We start from the raw sequence: 20,998 nt of genomic DNA, 5'->3' as shown, positions 1-20,998 counted from the left end.
TGGCCTTGATATCAAACCCAGAAATTCTCAACAACGTTTACGGCAGCACTTTCGCCGATTTAATAACGATCGGTTTACTTGGTACATTCTGGTAAGGGCCAACGTTGCTGGTTTGCACTTGGGAGATTTTGTCGGCAACATCCATCCCTTTTAGCACTTTGCCAAATACCGCATAGCCAAAATCACGCTGACCGTGATCGAGAAAAGCGTTATCCGCGACATTAATAAAGAACTGACTGGTGGCGCTGTCTTTTTCAGCGGTGCGCGCCATGGCGATGGTGCCACGCACGTTGCGTAAACCGTTGTCCGCTTCATTTTTGATCGGTGGGTTAGTGGCTTTTTGCTTCATTTCATCCACAAAACCGCCACCCTGCACCATAAAACCAGGGATCACGCGGTGAAAGGTGGTGCCATTGTAGAAGCCACTATTAACGTACTCGACGAAGTTTTTCACTGACACAGGCGATTTCTGGTTATCCAGCGCTAACTCGATGTTGCCTTCAGACGTGGTTAGCAAGACGCGCGTGGTGGCGGCAGGGGCCGCGATCGCCGACGACACCATGACCGAAGATGAAAACATTGTCAGTGAAACCAGGGCTGCCGCAGCAACCAGAGTACGTTTGAACATGAGAATTCCTTTTTGATCGGGGGCTACAAGAAAGCGTAACGATTGTAAATACCCACACTCCTTAACGCTACCCTTTTACTTTTTTTTACTTAAGGGTAGGCCACAACGTTACGGCCATTAGGTATAGCATACCAGTGCGGTATCGGCGACGATCGTAAAAAAAAACGGGTAAATAACCCGTTTTGTTAGCACATAATGCGGCTTTTACCCGAACTATTAACCCATTCGCTCCGAACGCACGGCCAAATCGCGGCTGTATTGTCGGCTGGCATCCACCAGCATTGTGGTGTAGGCCGTTTTCTCCGTCGAACGTGTCAGTTCCGCCGTCTCCAGCGTTTCCAGAATACGGCCGTACTGCATCACCGCCACGCGGTGGCATAAATGAGCAATCACGCCCAAATCGTGCGTCACCATCAGGTAGGTCAGGTTGTCCTGCTGTTGCAGTTCTGCCAGCAAATTGAGGATTTCTGCCTGCACCGACACGTCCAGCGCTGAAGTGGGTTCATCCAGCAACAGAACTCGTGGTTCGAGAATCAGCGCGCGCGCGATAGCAACGCGTTGGCGCAGCCCGCCGGAGAGCTGGTGCGGGTAGCGGCGACGGAACTGGGGCCCCAGCCCCACTTTCTCCAGCAAGGTATCAATACGCCGATCGCGCTGCTCAATGCGATGGATCAGCAACGGCTCCTCCAATATGGTCTCAACCGTATGGCGTGGATGCAGCGATCCGTAGGGATCCTGAAACACCATCTGCACCTGACGACAGCGTGCTCTGTCAATACGGTGCGCCAGCGGTTGACCATCGATGCACAGCTCACCCTGCCAGTGGTTGAACAACCCTGCCAGACATTTCAGCACCGTGGTTTTTCCCGAGCCCGACTCCCCCACCAAACCAAAGATTTCGCCACCGCGCACCGCCAGATTGACATCAAACAACACATGGTTGTGCTGGTTCCCCTGACCAAAAGAGAGGTTGAGGTTTTTCACCTCGATCATCGTCGCGGTATTTTGTGCGCCCATAGTCACTCCTTATTCACTCAGCCAGGCTGGATCGCGCTGCATGACCGGCAGACGCACACGAGGATGATCGATGTCCGGCAACGCATTGAGCAGTCCACGCGTGTAAGTATGCTGCGCGTTATCGAGATCGCACGCCGCGATGGACTCCACGATGCGTCCGGCGTACATCACCAGCACCCGGTCGCAGAAGCTGCGCACCAGATTGATATCGTGGCTGATAAAGATCAGCCCCAATCCGCGCTCCGACACAAAATCATCCAGCATCGAAAGCACCTGTAAACGCACCGACACATCAAGCGCGGAGGTTGGCTCGTCGGCGATGACGATTTCAGGCTCAGTGATCAACATCATGGCGATCATGATGCGCTGTCCCTGACCGCCGGAGACTTCGTGCGGATAAAGTGCGTACACGCGTTCCGGCTGGCGAATGCGTACCACATCCAGCATCGCCATGACTTTCTCTTTCGCCACGCGCGCTGGCACCTTGTGGTGCGCCAGATAGGCTTCAGCAATCTGATCGCCAACACATACCACCGGATTCAGCGAATACTTAGGATCTTGCATGATCATGGAAATACGCTTACCGCGGATCTGGCGCATCTGTGCTTCAGAAATATTGAGCAAGTCAGTCTGGCCGAAGCGCAGTCTGTCGACCATTACCCTTGCGCTGCGCGGGTGCTGATGCAGTAGCGGAGTTAAAATACATAAAAACTATTAATATCAATACATTGACTGACTTTATCGCTCAAAAAACAGGCAACAAAACACAACAAAGCACGACAATACACAACATTTTTATCAATAACTTACCGCTCATTTCGACTTGCCGACGCCCTTCCTTAGGCGTGACAAATCACATTCACACCGCATTTTTACGCCATAACACGGCACATTACGTCACAAATCTGTACAGTGCGGCACGTGGGCGGCACAAGACAACCCCATCAGTTTAAAAATCGAGTCAACGAAACCCTGTAACGCCCGGAGCGAATCTTTCTTACCGTCCCGCAAAATCCACATCCACGAATTTCGAGACCGTTAATCCGTTCAGCGAATCTTTCAGTATCACCTCAAGACTTCCTTTATACGGTGCCTCCAGGGTTATCTCTGTCACAAACGGGGTAAATACCGAGTTAGTTCTTACCGCAACGGCTTCATTAAAATAATTTAGCGAGTGGGCAACCCGGTGGCTGATGTCGGGACTGATAGTCACCTCTGGCTTAATGACCGCGGCGTACCGGTGGGTGTTTTGTGGCAAACTTTGTGGATTATATTCCATATGGATTGTACCATCACTGACCGTAGAGACCGAGACGGTCAGTGAGTCCAGCGGCGTATAGCTGTGTAACACGGTAAAACTTTGCATCGTTCCGCTTAAAGTATCAGTCAGCGTAATCACCGACCTCTCATCATCTCGCCCCGAATAATTCGTGGTCATGTCAATCACACCGCTGCTTTGTGTCAGACGTGAGGCTTTTAAGGTGGTAAATCTCTCCGGCTTGTCTGCCGTGACCTGTAATGCAGCTGACAGCTCCGCATTCAGTATTGCAAACGGGATGCGGTAATTGTGATTCACCGCCGCCCGGAAGCTGAAAACCGGCGACACAATGCGCGGGGTCGTCGGGTAACCAACCATGTGTGTGTTCTCGCGCGTCGGCCATGCCGGAACCTTATAGCCCCCAATCAACAGGTATACCTGCTTATCTTCAGGGGCGGGGGGTGTGGTCAGTGCAATTTCCACCGGATTGTACTGGCCCGTCTGGTTGGCTATTGCTATCGGATCGCCATAAGCATCAAAGCCCAGCAGTTTATTCTTGCGCATATTCACATCCGGCAGCGCTTCAACGCTGGTTTCCGGGACGGTCAGGAATTTCTTCAGGTTAATGGCCTGCCCGCCGGCGATCGACGGCATGATGTTGCTGAAATAAAATTCCTGCACACCACTCGTGTTATAAACGGCCATCGCATAGGGACCTTCTGTGAGAAAGTCGGTCACCACGCCGTTGTACACCGGATAACCGGCGTTGTTTATCACCAGAGGTTGCGCCACCTGCACCATCACGCCGGATTCGTTCGCATAATAAACCGGGATCTGATTGCTGGGCTGGGTCGGGTCGGTACTAGGACGACCGATGTAAATTTTCCCGTTCGGGATGGGTTTAAAACTGCGCGGCATGACGAACAGCGAAGACGGTATGCGGACCGCGACGTTAGCATTAATATCTGACATGGGCTCTCCGGGCTTGAGTAGTCTGCGTATTCGCAGTTGACTAATAAACAACCTAGGTCGATATTTAATCGCCCAATGTCGGGCTAATATCGAGGTGCATAATGAGCAAGAAACCGGGTGAGAACACGGGTAAAGACGGCGGCATCTATCAAGAGGTTGGCCCTCGCGGCGGCAAGAAAGATAACTTTGCCACTGTTAAAGACAACGAGAAATTGCCACCGACCACAAAGCCCGGTAACGAATGGGTTTTAGATAAGCGTACGCCTAACAGCAAGAAGTAATGCTCAAGCCGGGTCACTCCGGCTTTTTGATATGGCGCTCACAGAACTCAACGAGGCGGCTTATCAGGTAGCAATAGGTTTCGTTGGCTTTACCCGGCTCAACCTCAACGCCGACGCGAGAACAGATATCAAAGGCCATATGTGCGCATTCGTGCGCCAGCGTTGACAATTTCCCATTGAATACGCCGATAATGTGCAACGTTCCGTTGGTACTGGTCATAGTATGAGATAGACCATTGCTGTTATTGTCATGCTGCTCTACGCCAAGTTTTCGGTGAATGTCTTGCCATGATTCAAAGTCACGGCAGAACACGACTATGCCGCTGTCGAATAGCGGAACATTCATTTTCGGCAGTCTGACGATGTTGAGTTTTTTCATGCTATCCTGACTAAAACTAAGGAGGTTGGGATGAAGTACGTTATTGCTGCGCTGCCAATGTTGCTGGTCTGATGCGCGAAAGTTAGTGATTATCAGACCGGTTGTGAACAGCGTTATTCCAAGCTTAGCGACATGGCAACCTGTCTCGATATCAGCATTAAAAATGATTCTCGTATGTCCTCTGAACCGACGCCAAAAATGTACGTTCTGGCTGCCAAGTTCTTAGGTCAGAAAGTAGATATCGGAGAGATTAGCGACGCACAAGCACGCCTTGAATTGCAGAATCTTTATGTAAATATGCAGCGCCAAGAGAAAGCCGATGAAGCCGCTAGAGGTCAGGCATTCCAGCAGGCTCTTCTTGGATACCAAACCATGAACACTATGCAGGCCATCGAGCAAAAAGCCAAGCAGCCAGTCATTCAGCAGTCATACCCTACTAGCATTGACACGTCTACAAACTGCACTTCTGGTTTTGGTAATACCGTAAACTGCAATAGCAGCAGCAACATTAGATAGCGGCCATCCGTGGCTACATACCAATTGTATTAGTCGCGACTAATACAAATAACCGGTAGCTGTCAGTTCAGGTCTGAGCTAATACAATTCATGCTTTCCATTAATGGCGACCTGGCTGCTGTAAAATACTCGGGGTCTGACGCTGGTGGCGTCGTATATCACGCGCTGTCCCCAACATCAATTATTGGCCTAAGTTCTGAGGGAGATACAAAGCGCGTGGTTGACTCATGGGTAATTCAACCTGATGGTAAAGTTCTCATGTCAAAAACCGTAACTGGATTTGGTGAGTTCGACTCGGTTAAGGCTTTCGTTGGTAAAGTCAAAAGTAAGTGTTAGCCATCCATGGCTCACGATTACCTATTTGTAACTTCCTGCGCCGATGTCTGAATTATCGGCGTAATTGCCTCAGAAACACGACTGATTGCTCTATCGTAAGCCGTGCTTCCCTTTGGAGTGTTAGCCAAGCGAAGTAATGCGTTACGGGCTATTTTTGATTCATATGCTCGTCCTGACAGCCCAAAGCCAGCAGCTACAGCAACAGCCTTAGCAATCATTGGATTAGTGAGTGAGCCAAAGGCAGCTAAGGCCGCCGTAGGGCTAGCGAGTTGCCCTGTCATTGGGTTTGCTGCTGCAACTGGTGCGTGTCGAGTATCATTAAGATATTTCATCATCCCGTCTAGCTGCTTCGCATTTTCACCCCTAAAGAATGATTCTGCTTGCTTCCTATTCCGGTGCATATCGTTGATGAATTTTTCAACGCTTAAATTTCCTGATGCGTCTGTGGCTTTGTCCATTGCATGCTGAACGATAGCGCCGCGGGCATTTTGCCTGCCCTTATCATCAAGCAATCTGTACAGTTGAGATCGCTCAGCCGGACTTTGGCTGAAAATCAGCTTTGTCATGTCTTCCGGTGTTGTTCTTCCAGTCTGTATCGCTTTCTGAACACGAGTGTTGCTCATCATGTCATTGAATTTAGCCCATGACCTATCTGCGCGAGCCATGTTCATCGCTTCCTGCGGCCCGAGCGTATTGGCAACAGCTTTCTTCATATCGGTAGTATAAGCGCTGTAAACCGATTGAGCGGCCTTTTCCAATGTATCCCTGTCCACTTCGTCAGGGGCAGCCATAAAGCGCTTGCGTAGGTTGGTGCGGTTTTCTCGGGCTAATTGCAGGTTATTTGCTCCGCTGGTTATGTCATCCTTGAATTGCTGGAGAACATTAACCGCAGATCTGTCCTGCGATACTCCTGGTCGAGTTAATTCAGCTATTTCGGTGTCGATGGCCTTTACGGTATTAGTGATGTCCACGGGGGTATCCCCCATGGCATTAATTATGCGATCGTACCTCTTCCCGGCAGCGTCAATAAACTGCTGCTGCCCCCTTGATGCAGATCTGTACAGTTCTGCATCTGAAATCCCACCCACACCATCACTAAAGGTTTTAATCAGCCCCTCTCTAGCCTCTTGTTGTTTTGCCCTCAGACCGCCAGTCCCTGCATATGGCACACGCTCAGCTAGCGTTCTTGCTTGTGCTCCGACATTGGTTCCCGGCTTAAGCAAGTCAGTTGTCATCAGGGGAACTTTATTTTGTTCGGCAAACTCAACCGACGCCCTTGCTTCAGGTGACATGCTACCTAATGACGATCTCGCAGCTGCGCTGACAGCATTTTCTATACTCTTCGCCGCACCACCAATACCAGCAGATAGACCAGCTCGCACCGGGTCAATATTTTCACCGCCAGCTGCCTGAACACCACCCTGCAAGGCTATGTCAGTGGCGGCTGATTTACCCATAGCTCCAAGAACTGAGGCGGCACGAGCGGCAGGGGTAAACGCCAGTGCGTTAGCCGCAAATGACGTAATATCCTGCGGAGAAACTCCGGGCTTATTCATAGCATAGTCGCCAGATGGGAGGGAAACAATCACGTTACCCTTTTCATCTTGGCTAAGTATTCCGCCCATGCTTTGGAATATTTTCTCTTGTGACGCATCAGAGCCGAACAGTTGAGACAAACCAGCACGAAAGGCATTGCCTGTAAATTCATTAAGTTCTGGCGCATTCCCTACTGGCTGCAAATTCTCCATTGCGGGTGTCATGCGGCTTTCTCCCGTAACTGCGTCAATAACGCGATCAAGAAACCCCTTAGCCTCTGCTTCGTCTTTGGCGCGGGATTGAGAAAGGTTTGCGCCACCCTGCAAAATGTCAAAAGGAATGTTTACTAATCCCCGGGCTGCTTGCTCTACGTTATCCGCCAGCGTTGGCGATCTTGGTGCATGAGCTTGGTTAGGAGATGAATCCAACACGAATCCTTGAGGCAGACCAGCATTACTTGGTGGAGAATCTAATTCAAACCCTTCCGGTAATCCTACATTGGTTGCCATTGTCCACCCCTGAATATAATCTTCTGACCAGTGCTAGGATTAGTTGCCGTAGCCCCCTCGCTTATTGATCCGGGCGGTGGGTTTACAGTAGTGCCACCACCAGCGGACCCTTGCGAACCCGGAACGTCATCAAAAAACTTAGCCTTTCTCGACTGTAATTGGTTTACTAGACCATTGGGGAGAGAGCTTCCATACGATGAAAGGTAATCGTCCATCTGCTGATTGAATTTACTTCCTTCGGTATTTGCCATGAGTTTTGATGTGTTAATCAGGTCTGCAACCTGACTATCATTTAGCATTTTCCCACTCGATAACTGGCTTACATAATTACCTAGCGTGCCATAAATCCCGTCAGTTCTTTTTACCTGCACTTGCTCACCCTCGCGCACTACAGATTGAGGGTCTAGAGATTTCATGTAGTTAAATATCATCCCCAATTGCGCCGCGGGCGTGTTCCTTTTCCCTAATGCCTGAAGGTTTTCCGCCGCGCTGCGCATTGCCGAGTAGTTTTTTGAATAGCCGTTAATGTCGCTATTCAGATCTCGCACTAGCTTAGGGTCAATTTTACCCAACTCGGCTTGTTTAGCTGATAGCTCCTGAAGCTTTAACCCAACATTATCGGAATGGAATTGTGCCCGCTGAGCACGATCAAGAGTGGTGTTATTTATGTTGGCCCACCCTCTGGCGTTATCCAGATCCTGACCGCGAGCCGTGATGTCCTGACCTCGCGCGGTTAACTTGTTTTTCTCTCTAGCATCAAGAGCCTCCAGATACCCCTTTGGCCCCAGCGAGAACATAGCCAGATTGCCGAACAGGTCAGATGCACCTTTCGGGTCTTGCTGGTAGGTCTGACCAACATCAGCCGGATTTACGCCGATACGGTTAAGCTCGTCAGCATTGGTTTTCAGGAAGTTGTCGAATGCTTCCGGCCCTTGCCCTGCTGCCACCTGCGCATTCATCGCCAGATCACCCATCGTTGTACGATGGTCATCGTCAATGAATCCCATGCCTTTCTGCACATTCTCGAACTGGTCAGGGTATTTTGCTGCCAAATCACGCATAGCATTACGGTCGCCAGATTTAAAGGCGTTGCCGTACTCCTGCTGGAATGCTTTCTGACGCTCTGCCTGCTGGTTCTGCTTGTATGCATCAGCCAAACCGCCAAGCCCTTGTAATGCCTGCAATCCAACGTTGTTACCACCTGCGCGGGCAAAGTCGTTGTTATCACGAATCATGCCGAGAGTGGCGTTAACATCGCTGGCGCGTGGGGCGTTTTCGTTCATTCCGCCGATACCAGCCAGAAAGCCGCCAGAATTAATGTTTTGGTTCCACGTAGCCATGATCACCCCTTAGATCAGTGAACCAAGCAGGCTAAGGCCGCCACCAATCGCAGCCCCCCACGGCCCACCAATCTTCATACCAAGAGACGCGCCGCCCAATGCCCCACCGATACCTTGCTGTAAGGCTGATGGGCGATTAGCATTTGCCGCTGCGAAGGCCGCATTCTGCTGCAATAACTGCCCTGTGTTGTTGGCATGGGTCTGACCAGCGTTGGCCTGACCGGTCAAAGCCCCAAGACCGATATTCGCAAGGTTCTGGTAGTTGTTCATCTGGCCTGAAAGCCAGTTCTGACCAAGCGTAGGCGCGATGGCGGCAAGCTGGTTTCCGGTTGCGGTGGAGCCAAGCCCCCCGTTTGCCTCAGCAGCTGCAAGACTCTGATAGCGGACCTGATCCGCAAGCTGTTTGTACTGGTCAGAATGGTAATAGCTGTCCAGCGCTGAGTTTTGACCACTGAGTGAGGACAAATCCTGCAACTGCGTCACGTATTGCTGAGCCAGTGGCGTGAATGGCGAAAGATTATTCATCACCGTCTGCCACTGCTCGCGCTGTAATGCAGTGGCGCGGTTCATGGCATCAGCTTGTGCCGCCGCACCCTTATTTTTACCGCCGCCCATAGCCTAGCTCCTCGCGTGTTGCTGAATAGATTGTTACGTCAGTTATGCCGTCAAAGAATTTAGGGATTACTCCCCGGCGCTTTAACCCGATTGACGCACAGTAAAACTTGCCTTTTCTGAACTTGTCAGAGGCCATAGACAGGACACACTCGACGTCGTAGTGGGTGAAAAAGTATTTCCAGAAGGCCAGCCCGATATCTTTACTGAACCCGCGCATATGCTCTAAAAACATGGCGTGGCACTCGTACGATTTAGGCTGAACCTCGATAGCCCGAACGATCCCGGCGAAGTTGTGATACACGCCGACTTCAAAATAAAGCTCGTTAGGGTTGTATGAAAAGTGATTTCCGTTGGCTGTTCCGGCCTGAATATCAGGCTCATTAGCCACCGTCTCGATAACATCAATGTTCCTAGTGGGAGTGAAGCTAATCATGAGGAACCTCAGTTAATCAGGCCGTGCGCCCGTAGAGCATCTTCCAGCGCCTTTGTTCGCTGCCTTTCAGCAACTAGGGCGTTAGCAATAGCCTGTATTTCGGATTGCGTTGGTGGGTCACTGACGGGAAATGTCAGGTCGGCATTGAAAGTGCCCTTGTTCGCCGTTCCCGTTGCCGCTGTCCATCCTGTTTCACGGGGACCCACCACCTGCTTGTTGTCAATCAGCAGTTTCGTGACGATACCCAGCGATGAGAGCAGAGCCTGCGGTGTGTCCCGCGCTGTCGAAAGATAATCGCGCTCTACCACTGCAACTATCTGTTTTATAGATTTAATTTCTTCCTGACCGCTGAAGGCTGTCTGCCCGGCGCGGCTTGCCCGCTGAGCAATCATCCCGATATGGTTTATCAGCGCAATCAACTGCAACTTGAATACGGGACCCAGCGCATCAGGAATGGAGAGCGGGTCAATTCCGGGTGAACCCTGGAGCGGCGTGTTCAGTTCATCGCTCATGACTCAACCCTCACGGTCAGGCCGGACAGCGTCACCGGGGCAGAACTCACGATGCGGAGTCTGAAACCGATGTTCCGGCGAACGCGCCCGACTTTGCGCACAAGGACACGCATGTCATACACGGCAGGTTTATCAAGCACCACCAGACACTCACGGCCAAAATTAATCCCGTCCGGCGTGGCGGAAACAAACAGGGTCCCCGTCACTGAAGAAAGTCCGGAAGAGGATCCCAGACTCAAATCAAACAGCCGGGCATTGTCGGCCGATATCAACGGGGTGAACAGAATATGCTCGGTCATCTCGTCGTAAAGCGAGGACAGAGAAAAATCCACCACACCGAGAAGCCCCCGCTGCTTGTCACCCACCGTTATACGTTCACCATCAAACATAAAATCGCACCCGCAATAAATATCGTCAGCCACACCGGACTTCAGTACCGACCAGGCTGGACCACCTGCACTGACAGAGGCATCGTAAACCAGGGTATGACGGGGCAGGTGGATGATTAAAAGCACATGCGACTTAAACGTCAGTGATTCCATGAATGCCGTTGCCAGCTCAGCGGCGGTGTACTCCAGCAGCACCGCATCGACGGTGGGGATGGAAAGCGGTTGCGCCTTTCCGATATCCATCAGCCATACAGACGGAGGGCCGGATGAGGCCCCGCTGATAAACGCATAGCTGTTCATGAAACGCGTCTTGCAGTGAACACCCGCTATGCCAACAGGGATGGTCATGGAGGCATTCGGTGCGTAAACGGGTGAAGCCGTATCCGTCGCCCCCGTCAGGTAGAAAAACTCAATCGATGACGAGCCAAAGCAGACCACCGAGCCCCTCCACTCACCAATGCCTTCAATCACATCCGACTGCGCAGTGGCGCTGTAGAAGGCCCGGTAGCGGTCAGGTTTTGACTCATCTTCCAGATCCGTAATGCCAAACGTGGCAGTGCCGTCTTTCACCCAGACATAACGCCCACCCACATGACATATATCCCTCACAGACCCGATATCATATTGCTCGAACCCGGTGGCCACATCCCAGTTTGCCAGCCATTTTACTTGTCCGTCATACCGGAAAAGCACCAGCTCACCATCAATGGCAACGCCCTGGCTGCTCCCGCTCCCTGACATCGACACCCGCCCATGGCCCCGTGCGGTACCGACTATTGTATTTTCTTTATACACTTTTCCGCCCATTACCCGATAAACTACCCGGTTGTGCGGGTTGAACATCACCCCCCGGGAAGGGCCATCTGAATCACGAAGCCTGCGCAATCCCGGGAATGAACGCAGATATCCGCCGGCATTCAGAACGGGCTTCTGAACGGCCAACATGTTTACCGGCAGGAGATCAACATAATCGGCATCGCGGAAGTTTTTACCGGTGCCTTTAATCAGCGGAAACTGTTGGATTGGCATGATTCACCCTACTTATTCGGCGTGTTTTTCTCGATGTAGAAACGCCCCCACGTAAATGCGGATCGGTTTCCCTCACCTACTGGCATATCGTTTCGTCGTTGCAATGGGGGGATCGTGGTTAGGGCGATGCAGATTGATTGATATGCGGTATCGGCAGCAGTAAGCAATGCGTCTGATGGCTGAATGACATTATCCATGCAGATTTGAACGGCTAGTTTCAGCGATACTCCGTCATAGGACCATGCCGGAATGCCGGCATCGTCATCGGGTAGCGGTAACTCGTCGTTTTCCACATCAGCAAACAGATAGCCAAGGTCAATACCCACAGCCAGCCACTGAGCCATCATGTCTTCGAGGTCTTGAATTGAATCCTCAACGGCTTGAGGCTCAGCGTCCGTTAGCGTGGTGTTGGAGTACAGCCCAGCCTTACGCAATGCTTTAAGGACTAAATCACCCTTTGTTCTCGCCATCTTGCGCCACCTTTGGTTTAGGCCCCGGTTTCTTGCGCTGCTCTGGCTCTGGAGATTCAGTTTCGGCAGGCGTCTTTACCCAGCCAAGAGCTAATTTATCCTCAATTTCTTCTTCGCCAACGATGATGTAGTCCAGCGAATAAGGTCCGCACTTTATTATCGAACCGCGCTTGTAAAGCATCACTTCAGACATTATTACCCCCAAAAAACAGGGGCCGAAGCCCCTGTCTGTTACTGTTTGCCAAACACGATCCCGACATACTCAGGAACCAGCACAGAGCAACCGTACAGCGTGGTGAAACGTGCGGTAGTAGTGCCTTTGATGTGGTCGAACGCATACGACATGATGAGCGTAGCGCCCTGCTCAGTCGTTGCGGTCATCACCTGCGGACCCTGACCAGTAGGGAATGCCAGCTTGCCGTACATCAGTTCAACGGAACCGTCAGCCCAAAAGATGTTGGTTGGCGCTGCGTTAGCATTCAGGATGGTGATGGCTGCGCCGTTCGCCGCGTTTGCCTTAACGTTCGCGTATGGACGGCTTGGCACGTCTGCGTTGTTCGGCGGCAGGATCTGCGGGGTGATCGTTGCAGTAACACCACTAACAGCCAGCACACGGAACACCTGCAACTGATCCGTATCATCCTTAGTGATGTTGTGAACGGAATTCACGCCAGCGATAGTGAAAGCATCACCAACCTGCAAGCCAGCAGCAGACAAAGTGATCACGCCTTGACGGTTATCGACTGGCATGTCGTTAGCGTCTTTAGCTGTCACCTTGTGAGCCGGGGCGGCAGCAAGCGTTAACGCGGTTGCGGTGCCGTTAGGTACACGCCCTGAGATATCCGTTTTGTAGCTGTCAAACGATGCCACTGCTGGGATCTGCGCTTTTTCATACGCTGACAGGGTTACGCCCTGAACGTAGGCGCGACCACCCAACTCACTGGCAATGTCTTTGTAGTCAAAGGGGTTCCAGAAACTGCGGCGGTTGATACCCTGCGGCACACCGATAGCCGTCATCGTCGCGTCAATCTGCGCCGCTGCATCCCACAGGTCTTTCCCTTTGTTAGTTGATGCTGCGGTAATGGTAGCAACGTTGGTTGCGCGTAGTGATGCGGTAGTGATCAGGTCAGAGTCAACCTGTGCCGCCAGACGTTGACCCGCGGCGCGACCTGCTTCCGTTTTATGCTCAGGGTCGCGCATTTCACGCGCATCCAGCGTATACAGTATGTTCTTTGGCTCTTTGAACACAGACGGGACAAGACGTTGAACCAGATCGGTCGGCGTTTTGCCCGTCAGGTCTAACCCTTCTTCAATGTTCATGTGGTAATGTTGCGGACGGTAAAGCACATCGCCAGCTCGCTGCATCGCTGTGTCGCCGGGGCGGAATTTCTTTGCGTTACGGGAAACTACGCAGGACGCTTCGAATGATTCCACATACTCTTCAAACAGGACTTCTAGGTCTTTCGCTAATTGGTTAGCCATTTATATATTGCTCCGATAGGTTATTTTTTAGCTCTTTTAGCAGCAAAATAGGCGCTCCAGTCGCAAGATTTGCGCGCTTCTTCTTTGAGCTTTTCGAGACTGTTCAACTCAGCGCCGTTACTACCCTTGACGGCTGGAACGGTGCCAGCGGTTGGTTTTGCTTTCGGCATGGTTTTGGCCTTTGATTCGATGATGCCGATTTGTCGGCCTAACTCTACGGGGTCAGTAGCGTCGGCAAACTGTTTGCGTAACTCGGGGTTGCGAGCGAGGGCAATAACCACCATTTCTGGCTTCTCTGCGTACTGAATGACAGCGGCCTGAATAGCTTCAGGAACTTCATCAATCACTAGCTTTTCTGCCTGTTGGTAGTTGGGAACCTTCACTGTTTTTACGCGCTCCTGATACTGCTGGAGGCGCTGTTGATACTGCTGCTGTGCGACCTGTTGCGCTTGCTGCTGCTGTGCCAATGCTGTGTGATATTTGGCATTTTCTTCTGACCATGCGCTGAGCTTCTGCTGAAAAACAGCCTCGTCATAGTCAATGCCATCATCAGACAACTGAGGCATACGCGGAGCCTGCGTTGGGGCTTGCTGCTGTTGTGGAGATTTGGTGCGCAACGCTTTTAGCTCGCGCTCCTTCTCCTTGATGGTGTTACGCAGATGCCGAACTAATGCCGGATCCTTTTCTTCACTGGTAGGCGACTCCAGTTTTTCATCGCCGAAATAGAACTCTTCTTCGTCATCGCCGTCATCGTCTGTCTGCGGCTCGGTGCTTTGAGCTTGCTCGACATCCTCTTCGGGTTGCTGACCTGCATCATCTGGAATTTGCTCAGGTGATTGCTCTTCGATTTCCACTTCTGGTGATTGGTTTTCTGCCTGTTGTTCCATGATTACCCCTGATTTACTCGATTGTTATGCCCATCGGAAGGCAATAGCGTGCCGTGCCTCGTATTGACGGCTTAGCGTGGTGATTTGGGTTGATTTACTGCTGAGGTTGTTGCGGTTGTGCAGACCGTAACACGTTGGTTACGTCCATCTGCTGTTGATGGCCTTGTGCCTGACCTTTCAGGACTAATTCAGCGTCAGCACGGGCATTGTCTCCTTGTTTGTTCTGGAAATCTGAAAGCATCTTGAGCGCTTCACGAATATCCTGTTTCTGCTGGCTATCAGCAGAAGCGAGGATCTTAACGACATTGGCGGCGGCAACCTGAGCGTCAGTCTGTGCTTGGAATGCCTTAACCTGAATCGCCATCTGCTCATTCTGTGCTTTCTGCAATTCGGCTTGTCCTTGCATGAGAACACCTTGAGCCTGAACCATTGCTGGATCTGGCTGCTGTTGCTGAGCCTGTTGCGCTTGAGCAACCATTTGCTCTTCTTCCGGCGTTTTCGGTTTGATCACGCCAGACAGCAACATCTGATTGCGGTTGAACGCTTTCAGGTCGCTAATTCCTTCGCCGTCCATGTTATCCAGAATCATACTGGTAACGATGTCGTGCTTGGGAGTGCCGGGTGGAAGGAGTTGCAGCATATCGAGTAACGATTTCACCGTTGCATCACGACGCGTGGCGAACGACTGCCCGACATCAACAGTGACCTCGTACTTCCCTTGCGACAGGTCGTTCAGCGCCACCTCTCTACCTGACTGACGGTCAACTACCGAACCATTCAGTAGCACCATATCGTCGCTACCGTCTTCATTGACGACACGCATCGGCGCGTCGCTTCCGTACACCTCGCGAGCCATACTGAGCCAGACCACGCCAGCACGACGCATAGACTTAGCCATGTTGTCCATGTAGACGTATGACTGCGTGTCCATGCGATTGAAAATAGAATCGACGGTTTCCGAGGCCACGTTGCTCGGCATGTTCTCCATCTGATTCGCGCCTGTGATTTGCTGGATGGCTGTTCCGGTGTACTGGAGCAAGCCAGCCAGCGCTGGAGGCATCTGAGTGGGCGGTGTGTATCCGCTTACCTCGGCCTGTGCGACCACCTGACCATCTTTAGTGCGCATGCTCTTCATTGGGAGAAACGCTGGTCGCCTCTTATTTCGCTCGCCCCAACTATCCTTTAATGGGCCGGGAATGAATTCAACATCGACGATAGGAATGCCATCACCGCCAGCTTGGGTAGCGTTATCAGCAATCATCGACACCATCAGGTTTTCCAGCCGCTGAGCATCCATCGCTTTAGCGGCGTGGCCTTCGATGCGTTCCATGTTGTCAACGAATGAGCGACGCCCATAAACAGGGATTAGTGGGATGTGTTCACCGGGTATGCGCTTAGGCTCTTCCAACCATTCCGCGCCGTCCATCAAACCACAGTAAACGCGACGCTTCTTAACCTCACGCTTGCCGATTTCCTCAAATCCACCTTCTGCCAGTTCGTCAATAACATCGGCTATCTGGTCACTATCGTATGTTGCTGTTTCGTTTGTGATCGGGTTACGGTATGCGCTCAGCGTGACTTTCTCAATGCGCACCTCATAGTAACGCGCAACATAGATAGCATCAGGCGTACACCAGTCAAACTGCGTACCTGTGTCGCTCCTATCCATGCTTGCCATCATGGCTTTTGGGTACTCAGCCTTGAATGCCGCTGGCGTCATCGAGAACATCTCAAGCGCCCACATTGCATCACTACGGTCATACTGCTTGCTGTCTAGGTCAAAGAACACGCACGTCGCCGCGTCGTAAACAGGCAATAAACTAATACGGCGCTGCTCGTTTGACGGATCCATTTCGTCTTCATAGTCAGCACACATGCGGAAACAACCGAACCCGCCAACCACTGCATCATCAAATGCATTGTCACACGCTTCGCTGCCGGATGTTTCCATGTAGTCGGCGCGGAACTTACCGTTCATTTTCTCTGCTAACTCTTCCGACGCTTGACCATCTTTAGGCCTGAATCTGACACTGATACGGTTCTGTCGGTACTCGCCAATGATGCGGTCGCACTCTCGCGCAACCTTGTTAAGTTCAAACCGTGGGTAGTGCTCGAATCGTCCTTCTTCAAATGAATATCCGGCATCCGTCGAGCCTTCCCACTGTGCGCCTGCGACACGGACAAACCGTTGCGCTTCGACAATCTTCTCGCGAACTTTCTGACTGCCAGACCACGCTTTATCAAAGTTAGTTCTGGCCTGAACGTGCCACTTAGCCAATTTGTCAGTTGATTGTTTTTTATCTGCCATATCAGCCTACCCCGCAGGGGATTGAATAGTTTGAATAGTCCGGTTCTATCGCTACAGATGGGCAATGCATGCACATCATCAGTGAGTCAGCTAAGTTCGGCGACGGGATGCCTAGTTTCAATTTCATATCAACTTTCGTCATAAGCTCCAGCTTTCCGTTTCCGTTGAACTTGCGCTGTATCTGAGTCAGTTCAGCGAATAGTTTTTCAAGCATATGATCGCCTATCGCCTCTTTATCGAAGCTCAGCATGTCGTCAGGGTTTGAATATTCACCATGCACTACCGCTCGATATGTCAGATAAAGCCTGTCAGCCAGCGTGTAATAGAACTGCGCTCGCTTGTTGCGGAACACGTCGCCGATGGTTCGGATGTTGTCACCATCAACAACTTCATCTGACCACGCACCAGACTGGTACGGAGCGTCTTCATCGAATGGGGATTCGCTGCCTTTGAACATGGTCGCGGTGATTTTCTTGCCAGCAAATGCATCCGTAACCTGCCTGCGTAGGCCAGCACCTAATCCATCACCATCCCACAGGAAGTGATCTGCGCCATCACTCATTGCTAACTCGGTGGCCCAATCAGCACCTTCGTTAACATCAAGAGGCTCAGGAGGTGATGAAATACGCTTAACCACTGAGCCATGACGCATTGCATAGCCTTTGTCATCAGGCCCGGTATCTGATGGGTCATGAGCGGAGATAACAGCGCCTTTAGCTTTCCACCCCAGCTTAATGTGTGCGTCGGTAGCAGCTTCCAGCCATTCACGTTTGATGATTGCCATTTCGCTTGCGCTTACCGGCTCACCTAGCCAGATGTGACGATAAAGGGTTGGGTTTCTCCGCTGGCATTCATCCATTTCCAGCCTGAGAACCTGTGGAAAGTGCGGGTTGTCTGTGTAGTTGACAGTAAGCAGACAGATATCATCAGGCGGAGTGACAACAAACCGCTGATAGGTGTCATCGAGAATGTTTTTCGGGTTGAAACTCACCCATATTTCAGAGCCTGGCTTTCGGATTGTCGGGACTAAAATGTCCCATGACTCCTTAGTTACGGCCTCTGCTTCCTCAACCCAGCAGATATCTATCCCTTCGAGAGATTTAATCTTCGTCGGGTTGTTCTTGATGCCGTAGAACATAAACTCAGCGCTAGTGCCAAGGTGCCGAATCATCGAACGCTGTATCTCGAACTCTTCCGAATATCCTTCGCGTTCTATCGTATCCTCAAGCAAGCGGATAACTGAATCGCTGATGCTGTTCTGTAATTCACGCGCGCACAGAATGCGGATTGATTGACGCCGTGTAGCCTCGATAAGAAGCCGCGCTATCGCCCATGACTTACCGCTACCTCGACCGCCCTTAGCGACTTTGTAGCGATGCGCCTGGATGAACGGTTGAAAGATAGGGTTAATTGTTGTCATTTTCCGAATAGTGTACTCATTGGTGAGGTTTCAATCTGGATAGCGCCGCCGTCCTTTCCGACAATTTCATTGGTGATCTTGTCGCCATATTTCTTCGGAGCCATCCTTGAGAGGATCCATTTGCGCGTATCGACCTGAAGTCTTGCTTTAGAAACAGCAGCACTTTCCTCAACCACCGTGTCAGCGATATCCATCATCTCTTCAAAGATGGCATCAGCCCGACTCTCAGTGGCTTTCGCGTATTGGTCTCTAAACTCAGAATGTTCTGCTATCCAGCGAAAGATAGTTGCTTTTGCAGGCATGCCTGGACGCTTGCAAATGGAGCGAATGCTTTCACCTTCAGAAAGCCTTGAGCATATGTCGGCGGCTACCTCTGGTAGATAATCAGACGGGCGACCGCCTTTGTTTTTTTCAGTCGCCATAATCATTCCCTCATCCAAACAGCGTCAGCGCTTCTTTTGCCTCGCGGATAGCTTTTTCAGTGCGAGCAAGCGGGGTTTGTTCGGCGGCTGCGAGTGTATACTGGTCTTTGAACAGCTCGTAATTCAGCTTAACGGCAGCAACAAATTCAATGGCCTTTTCTGCCGCTGCGGTGTCAGATTGAACCAGTCGCAGCAGTTCAAGATTCATTTGCTGAACGTCTGTTAATTCGGTGATTGTGGTCATTTAGAACAATCCTCTGAATAAAAAATGCCAGCCCGGTAGATCAGGATACTGGCATGGGATGAAACCTATATAAAATTCTGTCAATGCAGTGATTCATGTGCTTTTCTACCGCGTTTGGCATAGAGAAGTGCGATGATGGAGGCTAACGCTTTTTCTGTAAGCCCAACCCCCGCCTGAACTCTGCCATCAGAAAGGTATCCATATCCATCCTGAAGATAGCGATGAATGATCTTCAGCGTTTCTCTTTCACTCTTTGTCATGCTATGCCGCCAATCTGTGTTGTTCTTCAATCAATGGCTGGCGATGGTTTTTGTTGAATATTCCCATCAGCGTGGCCTTGCGTTGCTCAAAGTCCCAGCCCATGCCAATGAATACTGTGTTGGCGCGTTGCAGTTCGGTAACGCAATGGATCTGCTCTGGCGTCAGATAGTCACGGATGGACTCTTTCTTACCTATTTCGTGATGAACACGGAATTTAGCCGCCGTCATATCAAGTGCTATCCGGTTAATCAGGTCGGCCTCGTTGCTGAAATGGTGTGGGGCAATCTGCTTTCCCTGAGCCTCGCGCTCATGCTTGATAGCATCAGTCATTGGCTTGTACTCAAGCCTGGCAATATTGCGATCCATCTTCTTGCCCGCCAATGCCTTGCGCATACGGAAGAACTCGGAAACCAGCTTCTTCTTGAATACACGAACGGCATCATTATTGCGCATGTAGGTAATTAAGAGTGTAGTTTGCTGCTCGTTGAGAAATGCAACACGAAGAGGCTTGCCACCGCCTTGACTTCTTCCAACCATACGGATTTCAAATCCGAGTGGCCCAAACTCTTCCAGATCAGCTTTGTTACGGTCAACAAGCTTGATAATGGTGTCATGATCTTTCTCAACACCCTCAGCAATCGCCATAGTATTCGCTACAAGATCAAGTTTCTTTATTTCCACTAATTGCATCGCTTATTTCCTTTTGGTGATAGAGCCTGCCTCGTAGACATGAGTGGCCCAAGAGTGGTTAGCGATGAAACCGCCACTCTGTCTCAGGCTCATATCCCGAAAGACTCTTGGTTTTATGCGCACGAGGATGCGCAGGCGAAAAAAAAACCCGGACGGTGCCGAGGATCATTGTTTGGTTTCGCAGCCTTGCCACTTCTTCACAGAGTTGCACAGCTACTTGGCAGGTAAATTCTTCCGGGATCCTTCGATTTGCCGAATGCTGCGTTTGTCGGCGTTACACTTCTCAATAACGGTCAGCAGTTCTTCATTCAGCGCTACACTCTTGCCGTAGTTCATTTGATACGGAATTTTTGGTGCTGGACAGTCCTGTAAAAGTTCAGCGGGGATGGGGACTACTGGAGCCATTACGAATTCTGTCCGCGTGCTCTCGCAGCTTGCTAACGACATCATCAGGAACAGGCCGACTAGCACACTCATCAGTCGATAACTTTTCTCGAATGTAAACCACGGTAGTTTCAGACCGCCGCTGTATCTGCTGTTTTTCATCGTGATTGGCCCGCGTGATGGCGTTGAAGATACGCATTGACTGGATCACATTTCCAGCGATGGTTTCGGCCTGCTGTTGTTTCCGCTCTGCGGCTTCGAGTTCTTTCGCTTTATCACTGTATTTGTCGTGGTAGTAGTAGACGCCGAATGACAGTGCGGTAATGAGAGCAACGAGAGCGGCGATCACTGTAGCCCTGATAGACATAGTTCACGCTCCTTCTCGCGCCGAGCAACGAGGCCAGGAAGGTTATCATAAATATAAAAAAATAGATTAAAAATAGTAATTTATTTAATTTAAAATTCAAAAATTCTAAATATGTTATACATAGTTTTATCCAAAACGCCCTGAACAAACATGAAGATAAGTGAACGAATCTGAATGCCTAAATCAGCCTTGAGGAGGGTTAAAATCAGGGATAGGGGATTTTCTGGCACATCGGCGACCAGATGGACACCGACGAGAAGAGGCCAGCCAGAGAAAAAGCTTTCTTCTTGGCTGGCTATCCCGGCAACATGGA

The 20,998-nt window shown here is 50.9% G+C and carries 24 protein-coding genes and 2 pseudogenes; 3 read left to right on the top strand and 23 right to left on the bottom strand.

Translation table 11 applies throughout. From position 1 onward, the window contains the following. Positions 1 to 37: 37 nt before the first annotated feature. The 4 genes and pseudogenes from ppiA to ACWWJF_RS15975 all read right to left on the bottom strand — a co-directional run bounded on the left by ppiA (position 38) and on the right by ACWWJF_RS15975 (position 3,875). Positions 38 to 628: a peptidylprolyl isomerase A gene (ppiA, locus tag ACWWJF_RS15990; RefSeq protein ID WP_455870018.1), complete on the bottom strand. Its 591-nt coding sequence runs from the start codon at positions 626 to 628 to the stop codon at positions 38 to 40. A gap of 216 nt (positions 629 to 844) precedes the next feature. Beyond that, positions 845 to 1,621 carry an ABC transporter ATP-binding protein gene (locus ACWWJF_RS15985; protein ID WP_455871127.1) on the bottom strand — a complete coding sequence of 259 codons (777 nt, stop codon included), beginning with the start codon at positions 1,619 to 1,621 and terminating at the stop codon, positions 845 to 847. 33 nt (positions 1,622 to 1,654) lie between these two features. Beyond that, positions 1,655 to 2,335, bottom strand: a pseudogene (locus tag ACWWJF_RS15980) (ABC transporter ATP-binding protein); the annotation flags it as partial. Between the two features lie 307 nt (positions 2,336 to 2,642). Beyond that, the gene (locus ACWWJF_RS15975; RefSeq protein WP_455870017.1) at positions 2,643 to 3,875 is read right to left on the bottom strand and encodes a phage tailspike protein; all 1,233 of its coding nucleotides are present in this window, start codon (positions 3,873 to 3,875) and stop codon (positions 2,643 to 2,645) included. A 101-nt stretch (positions 3,876 to 3,976) separates the two neighbouring features. Between ACWWJF_RS15975 and ACWWJF_RS15970 the strand changes: the two genes are divergently transcribed. Continuing rightward, complete coding sequence (locus ACWWJF_RS15970; protein WP_455870016.1) at positions 3,977 to 4,156, top strand: hypothetical protein; 180 nt, start codon at positions 3,977 to 3,979, stop codon at positions 4,154 to 4,156. A 13-nt stretch (positions 4,157 to 4,169) separates the two neighbouring features. On the opposite strand, the gene ACWWJF_RS15965 is transcribed toward ACWWJF_RS15970, so the two are convergent. Then, entirely contained in the window at positions 4,170 to 4,535 is a 366-nt protein-coding gene (locus ACWWJF_RS15965) for a hypothetical protein (protein WP_455870015.1), read from the bottom strand. A gap of 132 nt (positions 4,536 to 4,667) precedes the next feature. Between ACWWJF_RS15965 and ACWWJF_RS15960 the strand changes: the two genes are divergently transcribed. Both ACWWJF_RS15960 and ACWWJF_RS15955 read left to right on the top strand, forming a co-directional pair. After that, a complete protein-coding gene (locus ACWWJF_RS15960; protein WP_455870014.1) occupies positions 4,668 to 5,051 on the top strand; it encodes a hypothetical protein in 384 nt (127 codons plus the stop codon). An 87-nt stretch (positions 5,052 to 5,138) separates the two neighbouring features. Continuing rightward, positions 5,139 to 5,387, top strand: a pseudogene (locus ACWWJF_RS15955) (hypothetical protein); the annotation flags it as partial. A 17-nt stretch (positions 5,388 to 5,404) separates the two neighbouring features. Here the strand turns inward: ACWWJF_RS15955 and ACWWJF_RS15950 are convergent. From ACWWJF_RS15950 to ACWWJF_RS15865, 18 genes are all read right to left on the bottom strand, one after another. Then, complete coding sequence (locus ACWWJF_RS15950) at positions 5,405 to 7,147, bottom strand: injection protein (RefSeq protein WP_455871126.1); 1,743 nt, start codon at positions 7,145 to 7,147, stop codon at positions 5,405 to 5,407. A 269-nt stretch (positions 7,148 to 7,416) separates the two neighbouring features. After that, complete coding sequence (locus ACWWJF_RS15945) at positions 7,417 to 8,772, bottom strand: phage DNA ejection protein (protein WP_455870013.1); 1,356 nt, start codon at positions 8,770 to 8,772, stop codon at positions 7,417 to 7,419. Positions 8,773 to 8,781: 9 nt separating this feature from the next. Beyond that, positions 8,782 to 9,387: a DNA transfer protein gene (locus ACWWJF_RS15940; protein ID WP_455870012.1), complete on the bottom strand. Its 606-nt coding sequence runs from the start codon at positions 9,385 to 9,387 to the stop codon at positions 8,782 to 8,784. Beyond that, entirely contained in the window at positions 9,374 to 9,820 is a 447-nt protein-coding gene (locus tag ACWWJF_RS15935) for a DUF2824 family protein (RefSeq protein WP_455870011.1), read from the bottom strand. Before ACWWJF_RS15935 ends, ACWWJF_RS15940 begins: the two co-directional genes overlap by 14 nt. An 8-nt stretch (positions 9,821 to 9,828) precedes the next feature. Continuing rightward, the gene (locus ACWWJF_RS15930; protein ID WP_455870010.1) at positions 9,829 to 10,332 is read right to left on the bottom strand and encodes a hypothetical protein; all 504 of its coding nucleotides are present in this window, start codon (positions 10,330 to 10,332) and stop codon (positions 9,829 to 9,831) included. Next, positions 10,329 to 11,750 (bottom strand): packaged DNA stabilization protein, encoded by a 1,422-nt coding sequence (locus tag ACWWJF_RS15925; protein ID WP_455870009.1) that lies wholly within the window; start codon positions 11,748 to 11,750, stop codon positions 10,329 to 10,331. Before ACWWJF_RS15925 ends, ACWWJF_RS15930 begins: the two co-directional genes overlap by 4 nt. 8 nt (positions 11,751 to 11,758) lie before the next feature. Continuing rightward, entirely contained in the window at positions 11,759 to 12,220 is a 462-nt protein-coding gene (locus ACWWJF_RS15920; protein WP_455870008.1) for a packaged DNA stabilization gp4 family protein, read from the bottom strand. Further along, complete coding sequence (locus ACWWJF_RS15915; protein WP_455870007.1) at positions 12,201 to 12,413, bottom strand: hypothetical protein; 213 nt, start codon at positions 12,411 to 12,413, stop codon at positions 12,201 to 12,203. The genes ACWWJF_RS15920 and ACWWJF_RS15915 overlap by 20 nt, the downstream gene beginning before the upstream one ends. A gap of 38 nt (positions 12,414 to 12,451) precedes the next feature. Next, complete coding sequence (locus tag ACWWJF_RS15910) at positions 12,452 to 13,702, bottom strand: P22 phage major capsid protein family protein (protein ID WP_455870006.1); 1,251 nt, start codon at positions 13,700 to 13,702, stop codon at positions 12,452 to 12,454. Between the two features lie 20 nt (positions 13,703 to 13,722). Beyond that, on the bottom strand, positions 13,723 to 14,589 hold the full coding sequence (locus ACWWJF_RS15905; RefSeq protein ID WP_455870005.1) for a scaffolding protein: 867 nt from the start codon (positions 14,587 to 14,589) through the stop codon (positions 13,723 to 13,725). A 94-nt stretch (positions 14,590 to 14,683) separates the two neighbouring features. Further along, a complete protein-coding gene (locus ACWWJF_RS15900; protein WP_455870004.1) occupies positions 14,684 to 16,897 on the bottom strand; it encodes a portal protein in 2,214 nt (737 codons plus the stop codon). Between the two features lies 1 nt (position 16,898). Then, positions 16,899 to 18,317: a PBSX family phage terminase large subunit gene (locus ACWWJF_RS15895; RefSeq protein WP_455870003.1), complete on the bottom strand. Its 1,419-nt coding sequence runs from the start codon at positions 18,315 to 18,317 to the stop codon at positions 16,899 to 16,901. Continuing rightward, the gene (locus ACWWJF_RS15890) at positions 18,314 to 18,739 is read right to left on the bottom strand and encodes a terminase small subunit-like protein (RefSeq protein WP_455871125.1); all 426 of its coding nucleotides are present in this window, start codon (positions 18,737 to 18,739) and stop codon (positions 18,314 to 18,316) included. The genes ACWWJF_RS15895 and ACWWJF_RS15890 overlap by 4 nt, the downstream gene beginning before the upstream one ends. Positions 18,740 to 18,749: 10 nt before the next feature. Then, positions 18,750 to 18,983, bottom strand: coding sequence for a DUF2560 family protein (locus tag ACWWJF_RS15885; protein ID WP_455870002.1), 234 nt, complete (start codon positions 18,981 to 18,983; stop codon positions 18,750 to 18,752). 80 nt (positions 18,984 to 19,063) lie between these two features. Further along, positions 19,064 to 19,243, bottom strand: a complete 180-nt coding sequence (locus tag ACWWJF_RS15880; protein ID WP_455870001.1) for a hypothetical protein — start codon at positions 19,241 to 19,243, stop codon at positions 19,064 to 19,066. A 1-nt stretch (position 19,244) separates the two neighbouring features. Continuing rightward, the gene (locus ACWWJF_RS15875) at positions 19,245 to 19,934 is read right to left on the bottom strand and encodes a Rha family transcriptional regulator (RefSeq protein WP_455870000.1); all 690 of its coding nucleotides are present in this window, start codon (positions 19,932 to 19,934) and stop codon (positions 19,245 to 19,247) included. Positions 19,935 to 20,147: 213 nt separating this feature from the next. Next, positions 20,148 to 20,339, bottom strand: a complete 192-nt coding sequence (lysC, locus tag ACWWJF_RS15870; RefSeq protein ID WP_455869999.1) for an Rz1-like lysis system protein LysC — start codon at positions 20,337 to 20,339, stop codon at positions 20,148 to 20,150. After that, complete coding sequence (locus ACWWJF_RS15865; protein WP_455869998.1) at positions 20,311 to 20,685, bottom strand: hypothetical protein; 375 nt, start codon at positions 20,683 to 20,685, stop codon at positions 20,311 to 20,313. Before ACWWJF_RS15865 ends, lysC begins: the two co-directional genes overlap by 29 nt. Positions 20,686 to 20,998: the final 313 nt, after the last annotated feature.

The organism is Symbiopectobacterium sp. Eva_TO (genome assembly GCF_053848865.1).
The sequence above is the reverse complement of the archived record's forward strand: the minus strand, read 5'-3'. Positions and strand labels throughout refer to the sequence as shown.

Bases quoted from the DNA above. Each gene is read 5' to 3' on its own strand.
- ppiA (WP_455870018.1), bottom strand. From the start codon at position 628: ATGTTCAAACGTACTCTGGTTGCTGCGGCAGCCCTGGTTTCACTGACA.
- ACWWJF_RS15985 (WP_455871127.1), bottom strand. From the start codon at position 1,621: ATGATCGAGGTGAAAAACCTCAACCTCTCTTTTGGTCAGGGGAACCAG.
- ACWWJF_RS15975 (WP_455870017.1), bottom strand. From the start codon at position 3,875: ATGTCAGATATTAATGCTAACGTCGCGGTCCGCATACCGTCTTCGCTG.
- ACWWJF_RS15970 (WP_455870016.1), top strand. From the start codon at position 3,977: ATGAGCAAGAAACCGGGTGAGAACACGGGTAAAGACGGCGGCATCTAT.
- ACWWJF_RS15965 (WP_455870015.1), bottom strand. From the start codon at position 4,535: ATGAAAAAACTCAACATCGTCAGACTGCCGAAAATGAATGTTCCGCTA.
- ACWWJF_RS15960 (WP_455870014.1), top strand. From the start codon at position 4,668: ATGGCAACCTGTCTCGATATCAGCATTAAAAATGATTCTCGTATGTCC.
- ACWWJF_RS15950 (WP_455871126.1), bottom strand. From the start codon at position 7,147: ATGACACCCGCAATGGAGAATTTGCAGCCAGTAGGGAATGCGCCAGAA.
- ACWWJF_RS15945 (WP_455870013.1), bottom strand. From the start codon at position 8,772: ATGGCTACGTGGAACCAAAACATTAATTCTGGCGGCTTTCTGGCTGGT.
- ACWWJF_RS15940 (WP_455870012.1), bottom strand. From the start codon at position 9,387: ATGGGCGGCGGTAAAAATAAGGGTGCGGCGGCACAAGCTGATGCCATG.
- ACWWJF_RS15935 (WP_455870011.1), bottom strand. From the start codon at position 9,820: ATGATTAGCTTCACTCCCACTAGGAACATTGATGTTATCGAGACGGTG.
- ACWWJF_RS15930 (WP_455870010.1), bottom strand. From the start codon at position 10,332: ATGAGCGATGAACTGAACACGCCGCTCCAGGGTTCACCCGGAATTGAC.
- ACWWJF_RS15925 (WP_455870009.1), bottom strand. From the start codon at position 11,750: ATGCCAATCCAACAGTTTCCGCTGATTAAAGGCACCGGTAAAAACTTC.
- ACWWJF_RS15920 (WP_455870008.1), bottom strand. From the start codon at position 12,220: ATGGCGAGAACAAAGGGTGATTTAGTCCTTAAAGCATTGCGTAAGGCT.
- ACWWJF_RS15915 (WP_455870007.1), bottom strand. From the start codon at position 12,413: ATGTCTGAAGTGATGCTTTACAAGCGCGGTTCGATAATAAAGTGCGGA.
- ACWWJF_RS15910 (WP_455870006.1), bottom strand. From the start codon at position 13,702: ATGGCTAACCAATTAGCGAAAGACCTAGAAGTCCTGTTTGAAGAGTAT.
- ACWWJF_RS15905 (WP_455870005.1), bottom strand. From the start codon at position 14,589: ATGGAACAACAGGCAGAAAACCAATCACCAGAAGTGGAAATCGAAGAG.
- ACWWJF_RS15900 (WP_455870004.1), bottom strand. From the start codon at position 16,897: ATGGCAGATAAAAAACAATCAACTGACAAATTGGCTAAGTGGCACGTT.
- ACWWJF_RS15895 (WP_455870003.1), bottom strand. From the start codon at position 18,317: ATGACAACAATTAACCCTATCTTTCAACCGTTCATCCAGGCGCATCGC.
- ACWWJF_RS15890 (WP_455871125.1), bottom strand. From the start codon at position 18,739: ATGGCGACTGAAAAAAACAAAGGCGGTCGCCCGTCTGATTATCTACCA.
- ACWWJF_RS15885 (WP_455870002.1), bottom strand. From the start codon at position 18,983: ATGACCACAATCACCGAATTAACAGACGTTCAGCAAATGAATCTTGAA.
- ACWWJF_RS15880 (WP_455870001.1), bottom strand. From the start codon at position 19,243: ATGACAAAGAGTGAAAGAGAAACGCTGAAGATCATTCATCGCTATCTT.
- ACWWJF_RS15875 (WP_455870000.1), bottom strand. From the start codon at position 19,934: ATGCAATTAGTGGAAATAAAGAAACTTGATCTTGTAGCGAATACTATG.
- lysC (WP_455869999.1), bottom strand. From the start codon at position 20,339: ATGGCTCCAGTAGTCCCCATCCCCGCTGAACTTTTACAGGACTGTCCA.
- ACWWJF_RS15865 (WP_455869998.1), bottom strand. From the start codon at position 20,685: ATGTCTATCAGGGCTACAGTGATCGCCGCTCTCGTTGCTCTCATTACC.